Annotated in this window: 19 protein-coding genes and 1 tRNA gene; 5 read left to right on the top strand and 15 right to left on the bottom strand. The window is 44.9% G+C overall.

Features of this window, described 5'->3' with window-relative positions; genetic code table 11:
- Positions 1 to 276: 276 nt before the first annotated feature.
- The 6 genes from GC093_RS17660 to GC093_RS17635 form a co-directional block, all read right to left on the bottom strand.
- Positions 277 to 924, bottom strand: a complete 648-nt coding sequence (locus GC093_RS17660; RefSeq protein WP_171653219.1) for an ABC transporter ATP-binding protein — start codon at positions 922 to 924, stop codon at positions 277 to 279.
- A complete protein-coding gene (locus GC093_RS17655; RefSeq protein WP_171653373.1) occupies positions 921 to 2,573 on the bottom strand; it encodes an ABC transporter permease in 1,653 nt (550 codons plus the stop codon). The genes GC093_RS17660 and GC093_RS17655 overlap by 4 nt, the downstream gene beginning before the upstream one ends.
- 2 nt (positions 2,574 to 2,575) lie before the next feature.
- Entirely contained in the window at positions 2,576 to 3,706 is a 1,131-nt protein-coding gene (locus GC093_RS17650) for a Fe(3+) ABC transporter substrate-binding protein (protein ID WP_171653218.1), read from the bottom strand.
- A gap of 207 nt (positions 3,707 to 3,913) precedes the next feature.
- Entirely contained in the window at positions 3,914 to 5,281 is a 1,368-nt protein-coding gene (locus GC093_RS17645; protein WP_246314708.1) for a HAMP domain-containing sensor histidine kinase, read from the bottom strand.
- 32 nt (positions 5,282 to 5,313) lie between these two features.
- Positions 5,314 to 5,991, bottom strand: a complete 678-nt coding sequence (locus tag GC093_RS17640; protein WP_171653216.1) for a response regulator transcription factor — start codon at positions 5,989 to 5,991, stop codon at positions 5,314 to 5,316.
- Between the two features lie 228 nt (positions 5,992 to 6,219).
- Positions 6,220 to 6,296, bottom strand: a tRNA-Arg gene (locus GC093_RS17635).
- A 285-nt stretch (positions 6,297 to 6,581) separates the two neighbouring features.
- Between GC093_RS17635 and GC093_RS17630 the strand changes: the two genes are divergently transcribed.
- The 5 genes from GC093_RS17630 to GC093_RS17610 all read left to right on the top strand — a co-directional run bounded on the left by GC093_RS17630 (position 6,582) and on the right by GC093_RS17610 (position 13,160).
- Complete coding sequence (locus GC093_RS17630) at positions 6,582 to 8,414, top strand: sensor histidine kinase (RefSeq protein WP_171653215.1); 1,833 nt, start codon at positions 6,582 to 6,584, stop codon at positions 8,412 to 8,414.
- A complete protein-coding gene (locus GC093_RS17625; protein ID WP_171653214.1) occupies positions 8,392 to 9,909 on the top strand; it encodes a response regulator in 1,518 nt (505 codons plus the stop codon). The genes GC093_RS17630 and GC093_RS17625 overlap by 23 nt, the downstream gene beginning before the upstream one ends.
- 111 nt (positions 9,910 to 10,020) lie before the next feature.
- Positions 10,021 to 11,316, top strand: coding sequence for an ABC transporter substrate-binding protein (locus tag GC093_RS17620; protein ID WP_171653213.1), 1,296 nt, complete (start codon positions 10,021 to 10,023; stop codon positions 11,314 to 11,316).
- Positions 11,317 to 11,412: 96 nt separating this feature from the next.
- On the top strand, positions 11,413 to 12,336 hold the full coding sequence (locus tag GC093_RS17615; RefSeq protein WP_171653212.1) for a carbohydrate ABC transporter permease: 924 nt from the start codon (positions 11,413 to 11,415) through the stop codon (positions 12,334 to 12,336).
- Positions 12,333 to 13,160 (top strand): carbohydrate ABC transporter permease, encoded by an 828-nt coding sequence (locus GC093_RS17610; RefSeq protein WP_171653211.1) that lies wholly within the window; start codon positions 12,333 to 12,335, stop codon positions 13,158 to 13,160. The genes GC093_RS17615 and GC093_RS17610 overlap by 4 nt, the downstream gene beginning before the upstream one ends.
- 127 nt (positions 13,161 to 13,287) lie before the next feature.
- Here GC093_RS17610 and nagA read toward each other — a convergent pair whose 3' ends face one another.
- The 9 genes from nagA to GC093_RS17565 form a co-directional block, all read right to left on the bottom strand.
- Complete coding sequence (gene nagA / locus GC093_RS17605; RefSeq protein ID WP_171653210.1) at positions 13,288 to 14,481, bottom strand: N-acetylglucosamine-6-phosphate deacetylase; 1,194 nt, start codon at positions 14,479 to 14,481, stop codon at positions 13,288 to 13,290.
- A gap of 31 nt (positions 14,482 to 14,512) precedes the next feature.
- Positions 14,513 to 15,994, bottom strand: coding sequence for a neutral/alkaline non-lysosomal ceramidase N-terminal domain-containing protein (locus tag GC093_RS17600; protein WP_171653209.1), 1,482 nt, complete (start codon positions 15,992 to 15,994; stop codon positions 14,513 to 14,515).
- A gap of 77 nt (positions 15,995 to 16,071) precedes the next feature.
- Positions 16,072 to 17,313: an AGE family epimerase/isomerase gene (locus GC093_RS17595; RefSeq protein ID WP_171653208.1), complete on the bottom strand. Its 1,242-nt coding sequence runs from the start codon at positions 17,311 to 17,313 to the stop codon at positions 16,072 to 16,074.
- 16 nt (positions 17,314 to 17,329) lie between these two features.
- Positions 17,330 to 18,157, bottom strand: a complete 828-nt coding sequence (locus GC093_RS17590; RefSeq protein WP_171653207.1) for a carbohydrate ABC transporter permease — start codon at positions 18,155 to 18,157, stop codon at positions 17,330 to 17,332.
- Positions 18,154 to 19,077 (bottom strand): carbohydrate ABC transporter permease, encoded by a 924-nt coding sequence (locus GC093_RS17585; RefSeq protein ID WP_171653206.1) that lies wholly within the window; start codon positions 19,075 to 19,077, stop codon positions 18,154 to 18,156. Before GC093_RS17585 ends, GC093_RS17590 begins: the two co-directional genes overlap by 4 nt.
- 148 nt (positions 19,078 to 19,225) lie before the next feature.
- Positions 19,226 to 19,990 carry a glucosamine-6-phosphate deaminase gene (locus tag GC093_RS17580; protein WP_171653205.1) on the bottom strand — a complete coding sequence of 255 codons (765 nt, stop codon included), beginning with the start codon at positions 19,988 to 19,990 and terminating at the stop codon, positions 19,226 to 19,228.
- A 30-nt stretch (positions 19,991 to 20,020) separates the two neighbouring features.
- Positions 20,021 to 21,019, bottom strand: coding sequence for a LacI family DNA-binding transcriptional regulator (locus tag GC093_RS17575; protein WP_171653204.1), 999 nt, complete (start codon positions 21,017 to 21,019; stop codon positions 20,021 to 20,023).
- Positions 21,016 to 21,882 carry a sugar phosphate isomerase/epimerase family protein gene (locus GC093_RS17570; protein ID WP_171653203.1) on the bottom strand — a complete coding sequence of 289 codons (867 nt, stop codon included), beginning with the start codon at positions 21,880 to 21,882 and terminating at the stop codon, positions 21,016 to 21,018. Before GC093_RS17570 ends, GC093_RS17575 begins: the two co-directional genes overlap by 4 nt.
- Before the next feature lie 53 nt (positions 21,883 to 21,935).
- Complete coding sequence (locus tag GC093_RS17565; RefSeq protein WP_171653202.1) at positions 21,936 to 23,129, bottom strand: DegT/DnrJ/EryC1/StrS family aminotransferase; 1,194 nt, start codon at positions 23,127 to 23,129, stop codon at positions 21,936 to 21,938.
- Position 23,130 lies beyond the last annotated feature (1 nt).

Here is a 23,130-nt window from a genome sequence, read left to right as displayed (position 1 = left end):
TCCTTTGCTCTGGGGTGATGCGTATGGGATTCGAATTAAAAAGCCACCCCGAGGAGTGGCTTGTATTTAATGGCGCGCCCGATACAATTCGAACGTATGATCTGCAGTTAGGAAACTGTCGATTACGATTCACAAGTGGTGTAATCATTATATACATATAGCATATTTTTTGGCAAACACCATGGTTGTGTAAATACTTCCAATAACAGCGGTATACAAACATTTGTTTACTGTCTATTCGTTCCCTCTGCTGACAAGAACCGGAGGCTAAAACACTTAACCTGCATTAGTCATATGAACAATCCGATCACATATAGCAACCGCATCTTCATTATCATGGGTTACGAGAATCGAGGTGATGTTAGCAATTCGCAGCAATTGACGCAGATCCTCCCGAATTTTCCCCTTCAGTCCGGCATCTAAATTGCTGAAGGGCTCATCCATGAGCAGTATAGCCGGTTCCGGTGCCAGAGCACGGGCAAAAGCAACACGCTGCTGCTGCCCTCCACTAAGCTCATGCGGATACCGTTTCCCATAGCTCTCCAGTTGTACAAGCTCTAACATCGCCTGCAGCCGCTGCTTACGTTCAGCTCTAGGTAACCGGTGTAACCCGAACATAATATTTTGCGCTACAGTTAGATGAGGAAATAGGGCATATTCCTGAAAAACCATCCCAACTCCGCGGGCTTCAGGCTGAACGAATGATCGTTCGCTTACCATTGTTGTACCATTGATCACAATGCTTCCTGAGGAAGGTACTTCCAGCCCGGATATAAGCCGCAGCAGGGTGCTTTTCCCGCAACCGCTTTGACCGAGAATACCAACCACTTCCCCCTGATCCAACTGCATAGAGAAGTCGTGAAGAACACTATCATTGCCTTTGGCATAGTGAAAAGAGACACGGTTCATTTCAAAAAAAGTCATTCTGAATTTCTCTCTCCTAACCAGTAATAGAAATAAACCGAGATCATTCCGACGGCTATAATGAATAAGGAGGGGATGGAGGCTTGGTGAATTTGTTCGTCACTAGCGTATTGGTAGGCTTTTGTGGCTAATGTGTCAAAATTAAAAGGCCGCAGAAGCAGAGTGAGCGGCAGCTCTTTGACAATTTCCATAAAAGCCAAAATACAGCCTGTGGACACAGCTCCCTTGATCAAAGGCAAATCGACCTTGAAAAAGGTTTTCGTAATCCCCAATCCCAGCAGCCTGGATGCTTCCGTGTAGCGGTTTCCGATCTTTTCGAACCCCGCCTCCACAGAGTTAAAGCCTACGGCCAAAAACCGGATCACATAAGCGAAGATGAGCATGAGCAAGGACATACTGAGCACCAGCTTGTTCGCCCCCCAACCGAGCTTCTCATAAACCCCGCTGAGCTGGTTATCCAATGAGATGAACACAGCAAGCACCCCTATCGAGAGAACGGCACCTGGAATCGCGTACCCCGAGGAAATAAGTTTGGACAAAATAAGCGTAAAAGCAGAGCGCTGATAACGGCATACGTTAGCCACAATAACAGCAAAAAGCATCAACATAACGATCGAAACCAGCGATATAAAAAGTGTATTGAAGAGAAGCCCCATGAATTGGGCACTCATAACCTCCTTGTACGTCCATGTCGCCCATACCATCAGCTGAAGGACTGGTACCAAAAAAGAGAACGAAACAATAAGGCCGCTGAAGACAACAGCTATAACTGCCGGAATACCGTGCAGCCGCCTCCGGCTTAGAGGACGAGTCCTGCTTGTTGAAGCATGATACCGCCTCCGTCTGCGGAGAACTCTTTCAATTATGAATAAGCCGACAATAAAGCTCATAAGCAGTGCAGCCAACCGCATCGCCGATTCTACGTCATACATGCCAAACCAGGTTTGAAATATGGCGGTAGTAAACGACTGAATCCCGAAGTACTTCGTAACCCCAAAATCATTCAATACTTCAAAGGCGATCAGGCTTACTCCCCCGATAATCGCGGCCTGCGATAGTGGCAATACAACCCTAAAAAAGATATACAGCGGATTTTTGCCTAACAATCTAGCATTTTCGATGAAAGAGGCACTTTGCCTCTCCAGGAACGTTTTCGTAATCAGATACACATAAGGAAATAAAAACAAGCTGAAAATAAAAATGGCACCCTTCATCGACATGATATCGAAATAGGCTTGATTCAGATTCCAGCCCAGAACATTGCGCATAAAAATTTGAACACTGCCTGTATAACCCAACATGTTGGCATAGGTGTAAGCTGCAATGTACGGTGGTATAGCCAGCGGCAGCACAAAAGCCCAAGTAAAAAAACGTCTGAGCGGGAACTCATAAGCAGCTATAAGCCAGGCAAGAGCTACACCAATCAACACGGTACAGATTCCTGTACCGAGCACAAGCCATAAAGATTGCAGAGCATAATCCAGCAGTAAATAGTCCTTAATATGCTGCCAATTCTCGTTGGGGGAACGAAAAAGACCAGTCACAATATATAAAGACGGAAGAAGGGCCGCGAAGGCCCCGATTACGCTTAATAAATTCCATCCGTTACTATATTTCTTCAGGTTACGCTGCCAAGCGGAAACAATCATGCTTACTTCCAACCTGCCTTGTTAAGAAGTTCAGTCGCTTTTTTATTGTGATCTCCAAGCTTCGCAAAATCGATTTGTTGGGATTTGAATGTTCCCCAAGTTTTCAATAGCTCCGGTTTATCCGCCGCTTCATTAACCGGGAACTCAAAGCTGCCTTGCGTCAGAAGCGTTTGGCCTTCTTTTGATGTCATGTATTCAATAAGCTTGATCGCATTGTCTTTATTTTTGGCATTCTTGGTCAGACCTACGCCGCTGATATTAAGATGCGTGCCTGTTGTGCTTTGGTTCGGGAAAAAGACGCCGATGTTTTGGGCTACTTTGACTTCTTCCGCATCCTTGGACGCCAGCATTTGACCTACATAATAGGTGTTCATAATCGCGACATCGCCGACTTTGGCAGCAATAGCCTTGGCTTGGTCACGGTCTCCACCTTCCGGCTTACGAGCCAGATTAGCGGCAATACCTTTGGCCCATGCTTCAGCCTTTGCTTCTCCATCAAGTTCAACGAATGAAGCTACTAGTGACTGGTTGTACAAGCTGGTTGAAGAGCGGGCCAACACCTTCCCTTTCCACTTATCCGTGGCCAGATCCTCATATGTAGACAATTGCTCCGGTTTAATCCGGTCCTTGGCATACACAATAACCCGAGCTCGGGTTGCTATACCAATCCAGTTGTTATCCTTGTCGCGCCACTGCTTGGGTACGTTCTTGTCAATAGCGGGAGACTGGATCACCTGCAGTACACCGTTCTGCTTGGCGTAGTTCAACACACCTCCGTCTACAGTAATAAACAAGTCAGCCTCTGAACTTGTACCTTCACGCTTCAACCGTTCAACCAGCTCTTCGGCCGTGCCTTTGATTTCATTGACTTTAATCCCCGTTTGCTTCGTAAAAGCATTGAATAATACGCTATCTACCTCGTAGTGTCTGGCCGTAAAAATGTTAACAGCCTGGTCCTTGCCGGCAGTCGGACTTGCTGCCGGAGCTTGAGAGGACTTCGCCGGGTCGGCGCTCTCTACCTTAGGCTGTGGCGTGGAAGACGTTCCGCCCGTTGAAGGGCTTGAACCGCATGCGGCTACGATAAGTGACAGAATGATCAGCAGCATAGTGCTGAACAAGGTTTGTTTTCTCATTTGAAATCTACATCTCCATTCGTTAATTAATATTTGATATTAATACTCATTCTCAATACAACCCCAAAAAAGTTGTCTCCCCCTCGCCTTTATACGGTAAATCAGTTGAAAATTATTTGGTGATAATGAATATCATTACCAATTGGACTTAACTAGTTAACAGTATAACTTACAATAATGAGAATTTGATGTGAAAAAAAAATTTCTTTACCTTTTCGGTAAAGAAATACACACAGTAGTCCCTTCATGTTCTATACTTTGCAAAGTGATCGTTCCGTTATATGTTTCTACTAGACGTTTAGCAATCGCTAAACCTAGCCCGTGCCCTGCCTGTTCACCATTGCGCGCCTTGTCAGCGCGATAGAAACGATCCATGACATACGGCATATCGGAACCTGAAATACCTATTCCCGAATCGATTACTTCTATGCGGGCTGCTTCTTCGTTCACGGTAGCCCGTATGCAAATAACTTTGTGCTGCTCCGAATACTTGACTGCATTATCCAGCACAATGAGCAAAATCTGTTCCAGATGTTGGGCTGATATTACCAAGACTACGGACTTGAGTGCTTCCAGTTCTGCTTTTATATTAAATGTCGGTTGAAGCACAGTCATGTTCTTAATTATAGTCCGAATCACTTGCTCTGGATCTGTTACTTCAGAGTTATCCGCCGGATCCAGCTTCTCGGCACGACTGAGCGCCAACAGCTCCTGCACAAGCATTTTCAAACGCGCAACCTCTTGGATTGAAGCGTCTAACGATTCTTCCAATATGGCAGGATCATGTTTTCCCCACCGCTGTAGTAAGGACAGATGTCCTTCTACAATAGCTACTGGTGTTCTTAGCTCATGAGAAGCATCCTCAACAAACTGCCTTTGCTGTTGAAAGGAGCGCTCCACCTGATCCATCATGGTATTAAACATGATCATCAAGGTAGCGATCTCGTCCTTATTATCGTTCAACTGCATACGCTCATGCAGTCCTTTTTGCTTAATGTTTCTGATCGTTTCGGCCATTGCTTGCAGTGGCTTGAGCAGTTGTCCTGCCAACAGCCGTCCACCAAGACCGCTGATGACCACAGCTCCCAGACCACATATGACCATTACGTAGAAGAGGGCATCCGTTAGCTTCTCGAAATTCACAATATTTTTTACGATTTCTACAGTCCCATTGAATTTGAAAATCGTAAGTGGACTTCTCATAATAACTAAACGATCATTTGTGTGTTTTATCCCAACCAGTTCCTTTGTGCTCACAGATTTAGCTTCCACCCACTGCTCCGGAATATCATCGGATACCGTAAGAATAGGCTCCCCCTTCTCATTTAGAACACGAATAAGTTGATCGGGACGGTTGATTCTTTCGAGAAAATTACGCGATTGCAAGAATTCGGCTTCCTCGAAGGAAACCTCGTTCTCCAGAAAGTAATTCAAGATCTCTCTCATATCCTGCTGTGTGTTCGCTTCTTCCTGCTTAATCATCCATCTTTCCACAAAAACATACTGTACTATATTGTAAACCGCGAATAGCAAAACGAGCAGCAAGGTAGACCATATCGTCAGCTTCCACTTCATTGGGACTTGGGCGAATCGTAAGGGTAACCGCTTCATTGTCTCATCACATAACCAATGCCGCGTACGGTCTGTATACAGCTATCCTCATTGGGGTTATCCATTTTATTTCGCAAGTAACGTACATACACATCCACCACATTCGTTTCCACCCCAGCCTCAAAGCCCCATACCATATCCAGCAAAGTTTCTCGGCCCAGCACCCGATTCGTATTCCTCATGAAGGCTAGAAGCAGGTCGTATTCTCTCTTTGTCAGATCGATGGTCTTGCCGCCCCTGGTAACATTCCTTGAATCCAGATTCACTCTGATGTCCTGAAAAGTAAGAAGCTGCATCGCCGCTTCCGAGGTGTCTTCCTGTCTTCTGAATACTACCCGTATGCGTGCCAGCAGTTCCTCAATGGCAAAAGGCTTAGGTATGTAGTCATCCGCCCCACTATCCAATCCGGATATCCGATCCTTGAGACTGTCTCTGGCTGTTAGCATAATAATCGGAGTTCTCTTCACCTCACGTATACGGCGACACACTTCAATTCCATCCATACCAGGAAGCATAAGGTCTAATAAGATAACCCCCCACTCCTGCTGCAAAGCCAGCTCCAATCCCCTCTTTCCATCATAAGCAACTGTCACCTCAAACGATTCGTGCCGAAGCTCCAATTCAATAAAGCGCGATAAATTTCTCTCGTCTTCAATGAGCAAAATGGTTTTCATCGGCTCCCCCTTTTATTTGAGAATTATTATCAACTGAGGTAATTATAAAAGAAAATGGAGAGTTCCACAATCAAATGAAGCCTCCTGCCCTCATATATCAAGCAGAACTCCTTCCTATATGCTATTCAGCTGGGCGTAGTTCGAAGGGCCTTGAAAGCTTGTCTTGAATGTAAAACACACAAAAAGCCACCCCGAAGGGTGGCTTGTAAATTCAATAAGAATAGTTAATGGCGCGCCCGATACGATTCGAACGTACGACCTGCAGTTTAGGAAACTGACGCTCTATCCTGCTGAGCTACGGGCGCGCGGTAAGCATTAGTTTACCACAAAACTACCTGAGAAAAAAGTGTTTACGATTTTTTCAGATAACCCCATATGATCTTTTGTATTTCTGTTGCAACACTTCAGCCCTACTGCCCTTACGAACGAAGCCTCCTGCACGATTGGCAGCAATTGCTCCAATCTGTAAGACCCCGGAAACCTCACAGTCACTTCTGCGAACATATTAATCATATAATTGACACAAGTCCCTTATAAAAGGTTTACTTTCTTTATACCCATTATTGAAGTCCTCTCGAAAGGAATTGAATATGAGAAAATCCTTCATCCGACATTTGAAACCGGTTTCATTCCAAAGCAAGCTGTTGATGTCCTATATCATGATTATTATGATTTCCGTGCTAGCGGCTCTACTTATCTACGGGGTCAATTTGTACAATCAAACAAAAGGCTATTATGAAGATTTGCTGAACGAATTCAGCAATAGGACTAACGTGATTATTAGTGACTTTATTTCTAATGTTTCGCTGAACTCCTTCTTTTATTTAACGGATCCCAAGCTGCAGTCCATTTTGAACAAACGGTATCAGTTGGAAAGCAGAGAGCATGTGGAGGATACCCTCTACGTTCAGAGAGCGATGGATCAATTGGTGCTGATGAACGGAAATATTTCAACAATCTCAGTCATGGCTCCCAATGGACGCGTCTACACCAGCATGTCGGCCTTCGAGCCTGGAATGAAGCAAACTATTGATAGAATGAACAAGCAAGAGCTGCTTAATGGCAACATCGTCATTTCCCCTCCCTACGAAAACAATACGAAAGGGAATAAGGATAAACAACTTTCTATAGTCCGATATCTAACGGATATAAATATGAATAAGGCTTTTGAAAGCTATGTAAAAATAGATATCCGATTTAGAGCTCTCCAAAACATCCTTGGGGGTATTGCCAATTCAAACAATGAGCTGGGGACCATAGTGATTATGGACGGCAAGGTCATTTATCATTCCAATCTTCCATCCGAGGCTTTAGACAGCAAAGAAACGCAGGATATTGCAGCCTTTTTTGACAATCAACTGAGTGACGGGAAAAAATTTCAGAAGCTGTACATGAATCAAGAATCCTATTTGTTTAGTGCCAGAGTCAACGATATGACCAAATGGAAGGTCATCCATTACATCCCGACAAGGCTGATCGACCAAGCATTCCTGAATAATACGCGAAATTACATCCTGCTAAGCTTAATTTCTTTGATTGCTGCTTTTATTCTCGCTTTATTTTTCTCCAAACGTTTTATTAAACCGATACATAAATTGAACAGCGAAATGAAGCTGGTTGACTCCGGTTATTTGGACAGAGTACCCATCCACGAGAACCGTGTAGACGAAATCAGCCGCTTGGTAGCCAGCTACAACGAAATGATTCACCGCCTCAAGGAAAGCCGAGAGCTCGAGATTGTTTCTGGACAGCTTCAAAAGCGCGCGGAGATGAACATGCTTCAAGCGCAAATTAATCCGCATTTTCTGTACAATACATTAAACGTCATTCATTCCGTAGCGGAGTTAAATAGAGTCAGTGATATTTCAACTATGGCAAGGTCTTTATCCGATATGTATCGATATAACATAAAAACAGGTGACGAAGCGACGATACACAATGAACTGGAACAAATCAAAAATTATATCGGTATTCAGCAAATCCGTTTTTTGGGCAAATTTCAAGTGGTGTATGAGATAGAGGAGGATCTGCTCCCTTATAAAATATTGAAGTTTTTGCTGCAGCCGCTAGTTGAAAACTCCTTCTATCATGGGCTGGAGCCCAAAGGCGGTAAAGGAACTTTAATCATATCCATCACCAAAAAAGGACATCTACTCCATATTAGAGTTGAGGATGACGGAGTCGGAATGAATGAACAGAAGCTGGCTGAGCTAAACGTTATCTTCTCCAATCCTTTTCAAACTGCGAGCTTGGATTCTAAGGATAACTTTGGTTTGCGTAATGTGCATGCCCGAATTAAAAACTTCTACGGTGAAGACTATTGGATCAAGCTGAGCAGTGCGCTTCAAACAGGAACTTGTATCGAAATGACCATTCCGGGAGTGAAGGAGATGAACGCTGATGAAAATACTGGTGGTCGATGACGAATTTTTTGCTAGAAAAGCGATGGTACAAATGATTCAGGATTGGAATGCACAAGTAATTGTGTATGAAGCGGAGAATGGCCGGGAAGCGATGGAGCAGCTTAATTTCGCTATGCCCAACCTCGTGTTATCGGATATCCGCATGCCTATCCTGGACGGGATCGAGCTGGCCGCTTTCATTTACGAGCACCACCCGGATACGGCCAACATTATTATTAGCGGGTACGATGATTTTAAATATGCGCAGCAGGCTATTCGTTTCAAGGTAGAACATTATTTATTGAAGCCAGTGGATAAGGAGCATATATGGACGTTATTGGAGCAATACAGGGATAAAGTCGTGATGTCCACTGAAAAAAGATTGGAGGACAGCTTTGCTGCATTATTATACGAGGGGGCACCACGCAAGTCCCTACCTTTGGATATAGAGGGTGTCGATCGTTACGCTATTGCGGTCCTCCGAATGAATGCTAATTATAAAGATCATGTGAAACAGGCTGTAAAAAGGCTGCTGTCAGCCGCCCAGCTACGAGCTATTATCATTGGAGATAGACGGTATGCAGACATGATCGTCATGTGGCTGTATGATTCGGGAGGAATTTCACCAACTACAGAATGGATAGGAGAGCATCGGGACTGTTTAAAGCAAATGATTAGAAACTGGTCTCAATCAAGTGACTACAGCTTATCTGTAGGGATGAGCAGCATTCATACGGATATTACCGGACTTGCAGCATCCTATAAAGAGGCCAAAAGCGCCCTCCTCTACAGACTGATCTCAGGGGAAAATCAAGTTTATGACGCCGCATTTGCAGGTATAAACCGTCCGTATAACTATGTAGCTATGGATGAGTGGATTTCATGCCTGTACCAGAAGCTGATGAAGGGTCAGACCACTGAAGCTGTTGATACAATGCGCCATTTTATGACGGAAGCTGCCCAGCACCATTTATCTGTGAACGTGCTTCATGATATGTGTGCCAAAGTCACAGCTATGTTAAATTCGGTAATTGAGCTAATGAATACACGGAATGATGCAGCCGAAGTTTTCCTACAGCCACTAGATCTGCATGAATATCATTCCGTGGGTGGAATAACCGAGGAGTTTACCCAAGTGATAATGAAGCTCGGCGAGCGCCTATTGCTGAACAGAATTAAAACGGACATGATCGAGGACATCAAAAATTATATGCTGCACAACTACAAGCAAGATATCCTGCTCGAAGATCTAGCCAAAAATATGTATTTCACAGACCCAGCTTATTTAAGTCGTCTATTTAAGAAAAAAACCGGGATGGGATTTTCTCAATTTCTTCTCTCTGTGCGAATGCTGAAGGCTAGATCCATGCTTGAAAATGATACATCCTTGACCATATCAGAGGTGTCGAGTGCGGTGGGCTTTAATGATTACTCCTACTTTATTCAAATGTACAAGAAAAGCTTTGGCGAGACACCTGGAAAGTATAAAAGCGGTAATAAGCAATCAGATGCTTGATGGGATAACAAAGTCATTTTTCTCATATTCATAAAGTCATCTATCTCATATTTCATGAGGACGTCCTTAAGTATACTTGGAATATCAGCAAACGAAAGGGGTCAAAAGATAATGAGAGTAGCCGGAAAATGGACTTCTGTTCTATTAGCTTCAACCTTAGTAATTGTAACCGCTTGCACTAATGAAAGCTCTAGCGGGGCTGGCACGAATAAGGACGGAAAAGCTGAAAGCCCCAGTGCAGCACCTGCAGCAAGCGGCCAGAAAGTAAAAATCGAGTACTTCCAAATGAAGTCCGAAATGGTCGATGTGGTCAATGAATTAATTAAAGATTTCCAGACTAAAAATCCTAACATCACCGTTGAGCAAAACAATGTACCTAATCCAGAAAACGTATGGACCATGCGCGTCTCGACTGATGATGCCCCCGCCGCGTTTACCCATTTCCCACACAATGCAGTGTTTCAACAGCTTTCCAAGGAAGGCAGAGTTGTTGACTTGACCGGCGGACCACTAATGGCTAACGTCTCTCCTGCGCTCGCTGACCTCAGTAAAATTGATGGAAAGAACTACCTGGTACCCATTGCCGTAGCTACTCTCGGCGTATACTACAACATCGATATGTTTAATGAAATGGGTTTGCAAATTCCTAAAACCTATGACGAGCTTCTTGCAACCGCTGACAAAATCAAAGCAGCAGGCAAAACACCATTCTATTTCCATGATAAAGATTGGAATGGCATTCGACAGGAAGTCGTATCCAGGATGGGGCTTCAAATACCTGATGTTCAGAATTTTCTCGATAGCGTCATGAAAGGTAAAGCTCATATTACCGATAACGCAGAATTCAAGCCTTTTGCCGAAAAGCTATACAATCTTAGGAAATACTCTCAGAAGGATGCGCTAGGTACAGGATATGATGATGCCCTTCGTGAATTTGCCAACGGTAAATCAGCTATGTGGTATACAGGAATTTGGGCCATTCAACCAATCAAAAAGTCCAACCCTAACTTGAAATTCTCGATGTTCCCTATGCCAGCGGCTACGGCGGACAATACTAAGGTCCAAGTATCTGTTGACACAGCAATCGGCATTCCAGCCAAAGGTAAAAATCAACCGGAAGCCAAGAAGTTTATCGAATACATGTCATCGAAGGAAGTTGTCCAGAAGTATGTGGATTTGAGCGGTTATCCGGCAGCGATTAATGGAGTTACAAACAATAATAAGGAAATTACGAGTTTGAGTAGTCTGATTACCGCAGGTAAAGTATATCCGACCATTGAGCGGGTATGGCCTCCGGGTGTGAATGGCGATGTAGGTAAGGCAACCCAGGAAATGTTCGCCACAGGCGATATTGACGGATACCTGAAAGCTTTGGATAAGATCTTTTACAATAAGCTAAATCAATAATAATAGGAATGTTAAACATAGCCCCCGAGGCAAGCAGATCCGTGTCCAGGGGGTTTTTCTATGATTCGAATTAATTAGAAAGCATGGAGGTGGACTATGGAGGTTGTACACAATGCAGGGCTCTCTGTAAAAAAGAAAAAATCGATAACTGCAAGCAAAGCAGGGCTGATTTTCTTTTTGCTCACATTGCCCACCCTGTTGTTATATATCGTTTTTTTTCTATTCCCAGTAGGGATGGGATTTTTCTACAGCATGACGAATTGGGACGGTTTTTCCAAATCGTTTCGTTTCGTTGGTTTGAATAACTACATCAACATTATGAAAGACAGCCGGTTTATCGATTCCATGCAATTTACGTTCCTCTATACATTTTTGGTCGTTGTCATTAAGCTGCTGATTGCGTTATTATTGGCCATTTTATTAAGCGGCAGCTTGAAGCTTCGTAGTTTTTTCCGGTCCGTATTTTTCTTTCCAGCCGTATTAAGCATGCTTACAGTCGGACTTATTTTTAATCAAGTCTTTTATTCCGTACTTCCTCATTTAGGCGAGGCTCTTTCCCTGGAGTGGCTGTCCAAAAACATTCTGGGAAATAAAAATACGGCCATGTATGGAATTGCCCTTACGAATATATGGCATGGGATTGCAACGCCAATGGTTATCTTTATTGCAGGACTTTCGAGCGTTCCCAAAGATCTAAAGGAAGCCGCTGTCATTGATGGGGCAACCCCGATACAACGATTTTTCTCAGTCACGGTCCCCTTCCTGATTCCAATGCTAACTGTTAATTTGGTCATTGCTATCAAGGGAGCACTCACTGTATTCGATTATATCGTAGCTATGACGGATGGGGGGCCTGCTAAAGCGACGGAATCGATGGGTTTTCTGATTTACAAGCATGGTATGACGGAGATGAAATTCGGTTATGGTACAGCTGAGGCCATCTACGTGTTCTTGATGATCGCTACTATCTCCTTCATCCAAATCAAATTGCTGAACCGGAAGGAGGCCGGACAGCTATGAGAACTAGCCCTATTTCTCGGATAATATCCTACCTCATACTCGTAATTGGTATGTGCTTTGTGCTCGCACCCTTGTATTTGACGCTAACCATTGCTATGAAAACAACGGCTGAAACAACAAAAAGCTTCTTTGCTCTGCCTTCCAGCTTCTATATGGGCAATTTCGTCGAAGTCATTCATAAAGCCAATTTTTTTAAGTTTGTAGGAAATTCTGTCTATGTAACTATACTTTCTATCTTACTTATGCTGCTGTTGATTCCAATGGTCTCTTACGCCATATCACGGAATTTTTCCAAACGATACTATAGATTCTTATATTTATTTGTGATGTCCGGCATATTCGTCCCGTTCCAAGCCATTATGCTTCCTATATACAGACATATGAGCAATCTAAAGCTGTTGGATCAAAATGGCCTCATCGTAATGTACGTTACATTAGCCTTCGCACAAGGCATATTTCTATGTGTTGGATTTCTCAAAAATATACCATTGGAGCTTGACGAAGCTTCCAAAATAGACGGCAGTGGAGTATGGACGACTTTTACACGAATAATATATCCGCTTATGCTGCCGATCATCGCAACCGTTCTGATCTTGAACAGCTTGTGGATCTGGAACGACTTTCAGCTCCCTTTAATCATTCTGAACCGCCATCCGGATTATTGGACACTTCCGCTTTTCATTTATAATTTCAAAAGCGAATATGCCTTCAATTACAATTTGGCGTTTGCCGGTTTCTTCATTTCGATGCTCCCGATTATTATTTTATATGGCTTCACTCAAAAGTACATTATTGGGGGGCTTACGGAAGGGGCGCTTAAATAGGGCCCCCGCTGGAATTAAAAGTAGACGGAATCATAACTGATTATCCGGATTATATGCCCCTATCTTAAAGACAGTACGTGGGCATAACAAGTGAAGTGTACTTTTGTAGCCATGAAATTGCGGAACCTCACCGTTTGCTATAAACTTGTTTGCCGCGTTTAATGACAGCTCGTACGCTGATGCTGCCGTCACTCTTATCCCATGCAAACAAGATCAGGTCAGCCCAATAGCCTGCCTCAACGACCCCAATCTGCTGTACTCCAAGCAGTTTTGCAGGTTTTATAGTAGCCATGCCAATGGCCTCGCTCAGCTCGGTGCCGGTAAACCGAATAAAGCATTGGACGCACTCCGATAACGATACCGCTGCACCGCCAAGCATGAGCGGGTTAGCGACTAACTGCAACCGTCCCGATGGCAGTAACTCAACTTCACCCCCCACATGTGTCCTGTAGATACCTGGCTCCATCCCGGCAAGGTGAACAGCATCGCTAACCAGAACAAGCTGGTCTTGCTTGACTCGCGCTATCACCTTTATAACGGATGGATGCAGATGATGGCCATCCGCAATAATGCTTGCGGAGAGTCGATCCTCTGACAATTGAGACCAAATATAATTCGGATGCCGGGGCAACTGAAGGTGGGCTGCATTACCTAAATGCGTTGACATGCGGGCTCCTGCATCAACAGCTGCTGCAATCTCCTCATGAGTGGCAGCTGTATGCCCTATGCACACCAATACCCCAGCCCTTGCCAACTCTCGGATCATGGCAATGGCCCCACTTCGTTCCGGAGCAATAGTGACCATTCGTATACGGCCACCAGAGACATACTGCCACTTCGCAAATTCCGTCCATTCCGGGTCACGGATATGCTCCTTCGGGTGTGCTCCCCTTGGACCATCCTGATCTGATAAATACGGGCCCTCCAAATGAATGCCGAGAATAGTTTCGTCAACCACTGAATATCGTTCGCAGGCTAGTCGCAGTGCTGTCATAGAATCATAGATTTGTTCATATCCCGCCGTAATAATGGTTGGGCAAAAAGAAGTCACTCCACTTTCCAGCACCTTATCGACCATTAGCCGGATAGTTTCAATGCGTTCCTCCATAGAGGAGTCGGAAAGATTAAGATCGTAACCTGCATATCCATTGATCTGCAAGTCGATCAAGCCCGGTGCGATCCATAGCTCCTCATCGTTCGATTCTTGGTGATCGAATGGAGATATCTTTGCAATTCGTTTCCCTTCCAGTTCTATTAGAACAGATGCTCCTGTTGTTACTAATTTCCCCCTAATTTCTGTTACCACTGTCTCACTTGACATGCTGCACCTCCTTCAATCTGTTTGCCTATTCTTATCGATAACGAAACTGCTTTATGGCCTCATAAATCAATGGTTCCACCTCATGGGCAAACGGTGCTGGCAGACCAAAATAATAAGTCGAGTCCCGCGCTTCGTATCCTCCTTCATCAATTTGGGCAGAGGTTGGTACGTAACCGATCATCCCATTGCTGTACCCTACCGGCATCACTCCATCACCCAAAAGCTGTTTAACGCATAGTCCGTAATGAACGGACATTTCGGCGTTTACAGCAAGGATGGAGCAGCCATCTGCAATGGTAAGCAAGGTCATCTCCAAAGCGGCTGCCCCACGCAGCCGTTCCGGTTCACTGAGCAGCAGTTGGCTCCACTCGATAACAATTTCCGGCTGCAGCCTCAGAAGCTGTGGAGGGGCATCGGTTTTGTCAAAATGCTGCGAAAGGGAGGTCTCAGCAGACAGAGTCGAATCTGTATCGGCCACCAACTCCATATCCGGGTCTTCTGTGACTCTCCCGATTGATTCAAAAGCCACTCGTGCCATTTCTTTAAGCTCATTCGCGGTTGGTACCGTTTGAAACGGCAATGGGATCGTCAAGCATCGGCCACCCAGCACTGCAGAGGGAAGCAGCGTCATAGGCCTCCCCAATACAGCCAGCACCTCATCTGCCAGCATTCTTCCCAGCTTCACTACATCCTTGTCACCTCCGCGGAAGAAACTCTCTCCTTCAACTAAGGCAGGCCGTACATCGGCACAAAATCCCTGCACAAAAGCGGCGATTGCACTCCCCCCAAAGGCATTCTCAAGAAGATCCATCGCAATCCCCGGATATTCCGAAGAAACGTCGTTATCTCCTGTTGTCGTCGGATGGCAGGTATAGTGAACCAACAGAGCTTTCGTCTCACCGCCTATAAGCTTATTAAACCGTGTAACTGTAACAGCAGGGTCTGTAGGTCCACTTGCATTAGGAGCCATGATGATCTGACCATCAGTCCACTTCCTACGGTTGATACCCATAGGACAGGCCCCTTGGCCGGTCTCCACCGTTACAGGCTCTAATGCGGAAGCTGCCTCCTTAACGGCAGCCAGTATGGTTTCTTCCAAGAAGGAAATATAGGCTGGGTCAGGCTTGCCGATCGATGAAGTGAAAGCACCACTCGTCTGTGGACCTGAATGATTATGTGTAGCGTGGAATACCATCTCTTCATTCTTGAACCCCCATTGTTGGCTCAATTGCTGCCTCAAGCTCTCAAGCCGTTCACTACCCCACCAGATCAAATCAGCGGATACAAGCAGCACTTGTGCTAAGCCGGTTACCCTATGGGATTCATCCTGTTCCGGATCCAATCGTATAGGAGGGCTGCCTACTTCCTCTTGTTTAAAGAAAAAAACCCGCGCATGAAGCGGGTGTTTAACAGTTTCGAATGCCCCTTGGCGATGGGCAAAACCTGCCAAAGGTATAGGCCTTTCCGGAGTAATGTCCGCCTTGGCGGAGCCGAGCAGCAAACGCGCTTCCATGGGATTTCGCTCCTGTCGATTGTGTTAGGAGTCTCGGATTTTCCGTGCCCCTTTTCGCTTTTATAATTAAGCGTTGGTTATTCAGATAGTAATTCAATGGTGAGCAAAGCATTTCGCATGATGTGATACGGATCCTTGACAGGCAGTGCCACTGTCTTGTGCACCGGATCTCCTCTACGATTGCGAATCTGGACCCATTCCCCGATGGAAGTATCTAAATTAGGGAAAGTACTGAACACATAATCATGCATCTGCTCATATTTTTGGAGACACTCGGTATCCCCTGTCAGCTTGTATGCAAGCAGCAGCACGTACAAAGCTTCCGAGTGGGGCCACCAAATTTTCATATCCCAGGTGTCGCACACCAAACCTTCATAACGCCCACCTGCCTTGCGTCCCTTTGGTTCTCCGCCATTCCGGTCGACATAGCGAAACAATCCTCCAAACTCGGAGTCCCAGCCTATCTGAACGGCCCGCTTCACAGCCTGTAAAGCTTTGGGAATCAGCTCAGTACGGCCTAATTTACCCGCTTCGTGCATGACGAACCACATACATTCTAGGGAGTGCCCAGGTGTGATATGCGTACTGAGCAACGTATCTGTATCGATTGGATTGGCTGGAAGCATTTCTCGTATCAAATCATCCGAGTCAAGAAAACGTTCCATAATCTCATCCATATAGGCGTTGCTTTTCCTGCGTACCTCTGATGCTTGTTCGTGACCAAACATCTCCAACCCATCGGCAAGCTCTTGCGAAACATTCAACATAATCATGGATACTGAATGCGCCTTATATCCATCTGGAATGGGATAGGGCTCGCTCCGCATGTCTCCATTGGCCAGCCTTTCATCAATACGTTGATACAGCTGCAGGGCTGTTTCAAGCACCTCTTCATCTCGAGCTGTTACAGCATATTGGGCAAAGCCCAGAACTACAAAGCAATCCGCATAAAAGCTCGTGTCGTAGCCTTCCCCCGCTGCCAATTCCTTCTTTTCTCCCGACTCGGACAATACATAGGCACAGTTTCCATTCTCCAGAAACACATACTGCTGTAAAAAATCGACTGTTTTCCTTGCATGCTGCAGGTAAAAATCAGCGTCTCCATGTAACAATCCTTGGGTGCACAAATTGGATACTTTCGCCAGCAGCCATATAAACCGGCCTTGCGACCATGTATATTTGTCCGTGCTTATCAATTCACTCCCTAAATTGTTAAAGCAGGTGTAAACACCCCCATGCTTGTTATCAAGCGCCCTCATCCAAAAGGGAAGCAGTACATTATGTACATGATCTTGATAAAATGGTAACAATTTGTCCATTGTTCACCTCATTTAATTACTTGCTTCCCGTCATACTAACGCTTTGAATAATATATTTACGCAGGAAAATAAACACAATCATAATTGGAATAATAGAGATGACCGACCCTGCTGACATCACCGTCATGTCAATAGAGAACGTCGATTGGAACATGGCCAAACCAAGCTCCATTGTAAACAACGACTTATCCCCAACGACAAGCAAAGGCCATACGAATGAATTCCACGCCTCTATAAATGCAAATATACTGAGTGCACTAATGGGAGCCGTCATTAACGGAAATACGATCTGGAAGAAAATTCTCCATTCAGAAGCACCTTCAACTCTTGCAGATTCAATAATTTCATCGGGTATTTGTTGAATGATGTTCTGTCTCATAAAAAAGATCCCGAAACTCATTACCAGATATGGCATCACCATGCCCATGAACTTGTTGAGCAAATCTAACTGCTGCATTTGTAGATATAAGGGTATCATGTAGATTTCAAAAGGTATGATGGCCGTTGATAAAAAGATAGAAAACAGAAAGGCCAATCCGAAATAACGAAACTTGGCGAAAATATAGCCAGCCAGCATAGAGGTGAATACAATCGCAGCCGCGGAAAAGGTCGCCATCTTCAGACTGTTTAGAAAGTATAGATGAAAGGGAGCAGCCTGGAACACCGCAGCAAAATTACTGAAATTAAACTGGTTAGGAATGAAGGTAGGTGGCCAAACATTTAATTCCGGGGATGTCTTGAACGCAGTCGATATCATCCATAAGAAGGGGATTATCATAATAACGGCACCGACCGTTAATATAAAGAGACTGACTAAGGATGCTATCCTATTTCGCTGTCTCATAATTTCAACCCCTTTTTAGACGAATTTTTCTCACGTGCAAGCCAAAGCTGAATCAATGTAAGAATAAGCACAATGAAAAACAGTATGAATGCTTCAGCAGATGCGTAGCCCATTTTGTAATACCGGAATGCATTTTCGATCATATCGTACACCAGCACCCTGACCACATATCCCGGTGAACCTTGAATATCCGATGCTAGAATGTAGATTTGGCTGAAAACATTATAGCCGTGGATAATAGTTATAATGGAGACGAAAGCCGTAATCGGTTTAAGGAGCGGAAGTGTAATATACCAGAATGCTTTTGCTCCCGTCGCCCCATCTATCGAAGCCGCTTCATAATTATCCTTTGGGATTCCGGTTATCCCAACCAGGAAGATGATCATATTATATCCGATCGTTTTCCATACGGTCAGCATAATGACGGAAACGATGGCCAGCTTAGGATCGAATAGCCACGCTTGCTTGGGTATCCCGATAAACGATAAAAAATAGTTAAGCAATCCATGATTGGAATCGAGTATCCACTTCCAGGTTACAGCTACAGGAACCATTGGCGTTATTACAGGTAAAAAATAGAACGCCTCGTACCAGGCTTTAAACCGCACTCCTTTACTAAGGAGGTAAGCAATTAAAAGAGCACTCGGTACACTAAAAATTAAAATACCGAAGGCAATAATGGAAGTATTTTTAAGTGAAATTAGAAAAGCCTCACTTTGAAATAACGTGATAAAGTTTTCAAATCCTACAAAAGGCTTTTTATCAGATACTAAATCCCATTCAAAAAAGCTGATATACATAGTTTTAATTATGGGTATAAACCGCAAGTATCCGTACAGGATCAAGATCGGCACCAAACCCGCTATGCAGAACCAATGGGCGGGCTTCAGCCGAAACTTATTTTTCCTATTTACCGCCATATTCCATCCCCCTCTATGCCAAGCCATATCGCTCTTTATGGAAAATCTTCTATTCGAAGCCTGTTCGATAAAGATACATTCGTGTTTTAGGGATAGCTTCTCTTGCGAGCGGAAAGTTTAACACATGCTTTAGTCAGGTTAAACTTTCTTAGCTCTTTAGAAGCGCAGCGCTCTCTTTATCCAGGTACATATAGGCTGCGGTTGCGTTTCTTAATGCTGAGGCGGGGCAACTGATGTCTATAGGTCCTTGAACTGCGTCTCTTACTGCCATGCTTTTACGCTCACCTGGAACGGTGCAGAAAATCGAAGCCGCTGACATGATAGTTGGGATCGTCAGTGTTATTGCTTCCAGAGGAACCTCACCTAGTGATGCAAAACAGCCATCGTTTACCTGCTGCTGTCGGCATATCTCATCCAGCAAGACGACCTTGACGGCTTTAGGGTCATCAAAATCGGCAACATGAGGATCGTTAAAAGCGATGTGTCCATTTTCTCCGATTCCAAGACAAGCGATATCAATGGGTTGGGCAGCAAGCAACGCCGAATAACGTGCAGATTCAACAACAGGGTCATTCAATCCATCAATAGCGTGAAATTGCTTCGGCTTGCGGCGGTTAAACAATGTTTCCATTAAGTAACGAGAGAAGCTTTGTGGAGCTTCGGCGGATAGGCTAACGTATTCATCCAGATGAAAGCAGATGACACGTTCCCACGGTATTTCGTCAATAGATTGCAACGCTTCGAGAAATTCATTCTGCGAAGGTGCAGAAGCAAAGATCACAGCGATTGTCTCTTTTACGGCAAGAAGCTCTATCATTTTATTCGCTAATCCAGCGGCTACGGCTTCTCCCATTTCCTTGCGTGTCTCATATCGACGAATTTGTAAACGATCTACCTGTTCTATGTTATCCATGACTAATCACCCAGTCCTTATTTTTTTGTATTAAAGCTGCTTTACTGAAGCTCGGGGAATTAACTTTTGCTCAAACACGATATGCTTACTCTTGGAGACACGCTCCTGCATAATACGATCGATCAATGTTCGTGCCAATGCCTTCCCTGCCTCTAGAGTTGGTATTGAAACAGTCGTTAACGGAAAAATGGCGAGCTCAATATCATCGAAGCCAGTTACGGACAGATTCTCAGGTACCTTTAAGCCTGCATTTTCAAAGGCTTTTATTACCCCCATAGCTATAACATCATCGAAGCAAACGAGTGCTGTCGGTCTCTCTTCCATCGCAATTAATTGGTTTCCAATGGCAAAACCATCGGATAACGACTTCGCCTCTTTAAATATATACTTGGGATCCGTAGTGATACTATGGGCCAAAAGCGTATCCTGAAAAGCTGCGAATCTTAGCTTCCCCGCCTTTGAAGTATTGAGACCTTTAATGAAGCCGATTTGCGTATGGCCTTTTTGCAGCAAATACTCCGTCACTTGTTTGCCTCCACTGTAATCGTCAAATTCCACAGTATCGCAATCGAGCCCGGGAATGTTCCCGAGCAGTACAAACGGAAGCTTTTTCCTTTTTAAAGCATAAATATGGTCAAAGCTGACTTCTTCGAGCAACGGAGCAATAATAAGACCGTCGACCCTTTTGCCAACCATAGCCTGAATTTGCTCTACTTCCATCTTATGATCCTCGCCACTACTGCACAAAAATACAGTATATCCATGCTCTGCGGCCACTTCCTGAACGCCCTTGGTAATATGGTTGTAAAATGGGTTCGTAATATCTTTGATTAACAAGCCAATTGTTTTGGTGAATCTTGAGGTTAGGCCTCTAGCAATCTCGTTAGGAACATAGCCATATTGAGCTGCGGTTTGCAGCACCTTCTGTCTGGTTTTCTCTGAAAAGCCATCTTTGTTGTTAAGTACGCCAGAGATTGTGCTTTTGGCGAGTCCCGTCATTTTAGAGAGGTCGGATATAGTAATATTCATTTATGGAAATCCTCCGAAGCAAGTAACTTGTATAGTCCTTCAATCGTACGCTGAGTGCCATCCATGGGTGTTCCACCCTCAGGAATATAGTGTGTTTCTATCGTATATAAGCCAGAATATCCGTCCTGTTCAAGAGTATTTATTTGTTCTAAATAAGGTACATCCCCCTCGCCGATTGGGACACAGAGCGGACTGCCGTTGGCTTGGATCATAGCGTCCTTCAAGTGCACATGTCCAAGGGTATCCTTCACGAACTCATACCCTTGGGGAAATGCCTGTCGGCCGCCATAAGCCTCGTTCCCGGGATCCCATAATACTTTTAGCGAAGGATGATCTACCATTCTTACCAACGCTCCCACTTCCTCTGCATAGCCCCCATTGCAGGAAGGCTCGTTCTCCAGTAATAGGACAACATTAGCTGCCTCTGCTTTTAACGCTGCTGTATGCAAATGGGCGACAATATCATTTGTATACTCATCCGGCTCCTGCTCTCGCCAAAAAGAAAAGATACGAATCCGTGATACCCCAAGCAGTTTGGCAATGTCTATGGATCTTTCCAGCTTGGCAAAATGGGCTGTTATATCTTCATCCCTTTGACCGAATGCATCCCCTCCTGCAACAGGGCGATCCGAATCCAGAGCGCATTTGAAAATTGGAGACGCGACAGCAGAAATGAATAAACCGCGTTGTTCCACCTTGTTGCGAACATCGATTAATTGATCGTCAGTCAAGTTCATAACGTTGACCCCACCCACTGTACGAATCTCTACATGTCTTAATTTTTGTTGGACAGCCCAATCCAACGCTATCGTTAAGGATGGAGAAATTTCATCAGTCAGCACACCTAAGCGGTCCCATATCATGTTTATCTTCCTTTCCTATCAACGGCCTAGTAGGTCGGAGTAAGATAACAGTCCTATGAATAGGATTGCAATACCTTGGTGATTGCCTGTGCAATATCATACATATCCTGTTCATCGCCTAATAGAACGTTTTGATGCATCCACAACGCTTCTTTGAGGCACGCCCGTTCACTAACCGGGCACGAATAAGTGCGGGTTTCACCTGTCCACTCGCGGATTCCCTCGATAATCGCCGGATTCAAATTTAATGATACGTATCCTTCATGAACAGGAATACCTTCTGCTCCTATGGTACTGCACACCTCTCGCTTGGAGACTCGTTCCGCAAGCTCCGGCACCAGTTTGAATAAGAATAAATGATTGGCATGGCGGGTGATCCGAGGGTCTCTGTCCAGAACTCGAATGCCCTCAATATTTCGCATCAACTCTTCAAGCAGTTTCGCATTCTTCTCACGGGTTACCATTTGTTGCTCTAATCTGCTTAACTGGCCGATCAGAATGGCTGCCTGAAATTCCGTCATTCGTAGATTCCAGCCCACATTTTCATGCTGGTACCACTCACCGCTGCGAACGCGTCCGGCGTTAATAAGGGACCATGCCAGATCCGCCATCTCATCACTCTGGGTAAGGATCATTCCACCCTCGCCAGAATTTATATTCTTCGTTGATTGGAAGCTGAACGTGCCAAGATCGCCAATCGTCCCAGCCCCCAAACCGTTCCATCGCGCCCCTACCGCCTGCGCTGAATCCTCAATAATGCGCAGCTTATATTTATCAGCAATGGCTTTTAGTTGTGTCATATCAGCCATAGCTCCCCCAATATGAACGGGAATAATCGCTTTAGTTTTAGGTGTGATGGCGGCCTCAACCTTATTCGCATCGAGTAGAAGCGTGTTTTCCTCCACATCTACGAATACCGGTATAGCACCGAACATCAGTGCAGCCGATGCGGTTGCAAAAAAAGTGTACGGAGGCATAATAACCTCATCACCAGGCTGAACACCCGCCGCTTGCAGCGCAATAGTAATAGCTACAGTTCCGTTGACTACCGTAATTGCGTGCTTGGCATCATGGACTGCTGCAAATTGCCTCTCCGCTTCCGGGAGCTGGATACGTCCTGTCCCCCCCCATTTACCGGAATGCAGCACTTCGAGAAGGAGATGCTCCTCCATCTCTCCAAATATCGGCCACTCAGGGAATGACTTGGTTCTCGTCGGCACTCCCCCATCTTTTGCTAATTTTATCATA

Origin of the sequence: Paenibacillus foliorum, assembly GCF_013141765.1 — a bacterium.
Classification (GTDB): domain Bacteria; phylum Bacillota; class Bacilli; order Paenibacillales; family NBRC-103111; genus Paenibacillus_S; species Paenibacillus_S foliorum.
This window is presented reverse-complemented; position numbering and strand designations above follow the sequence as displayed.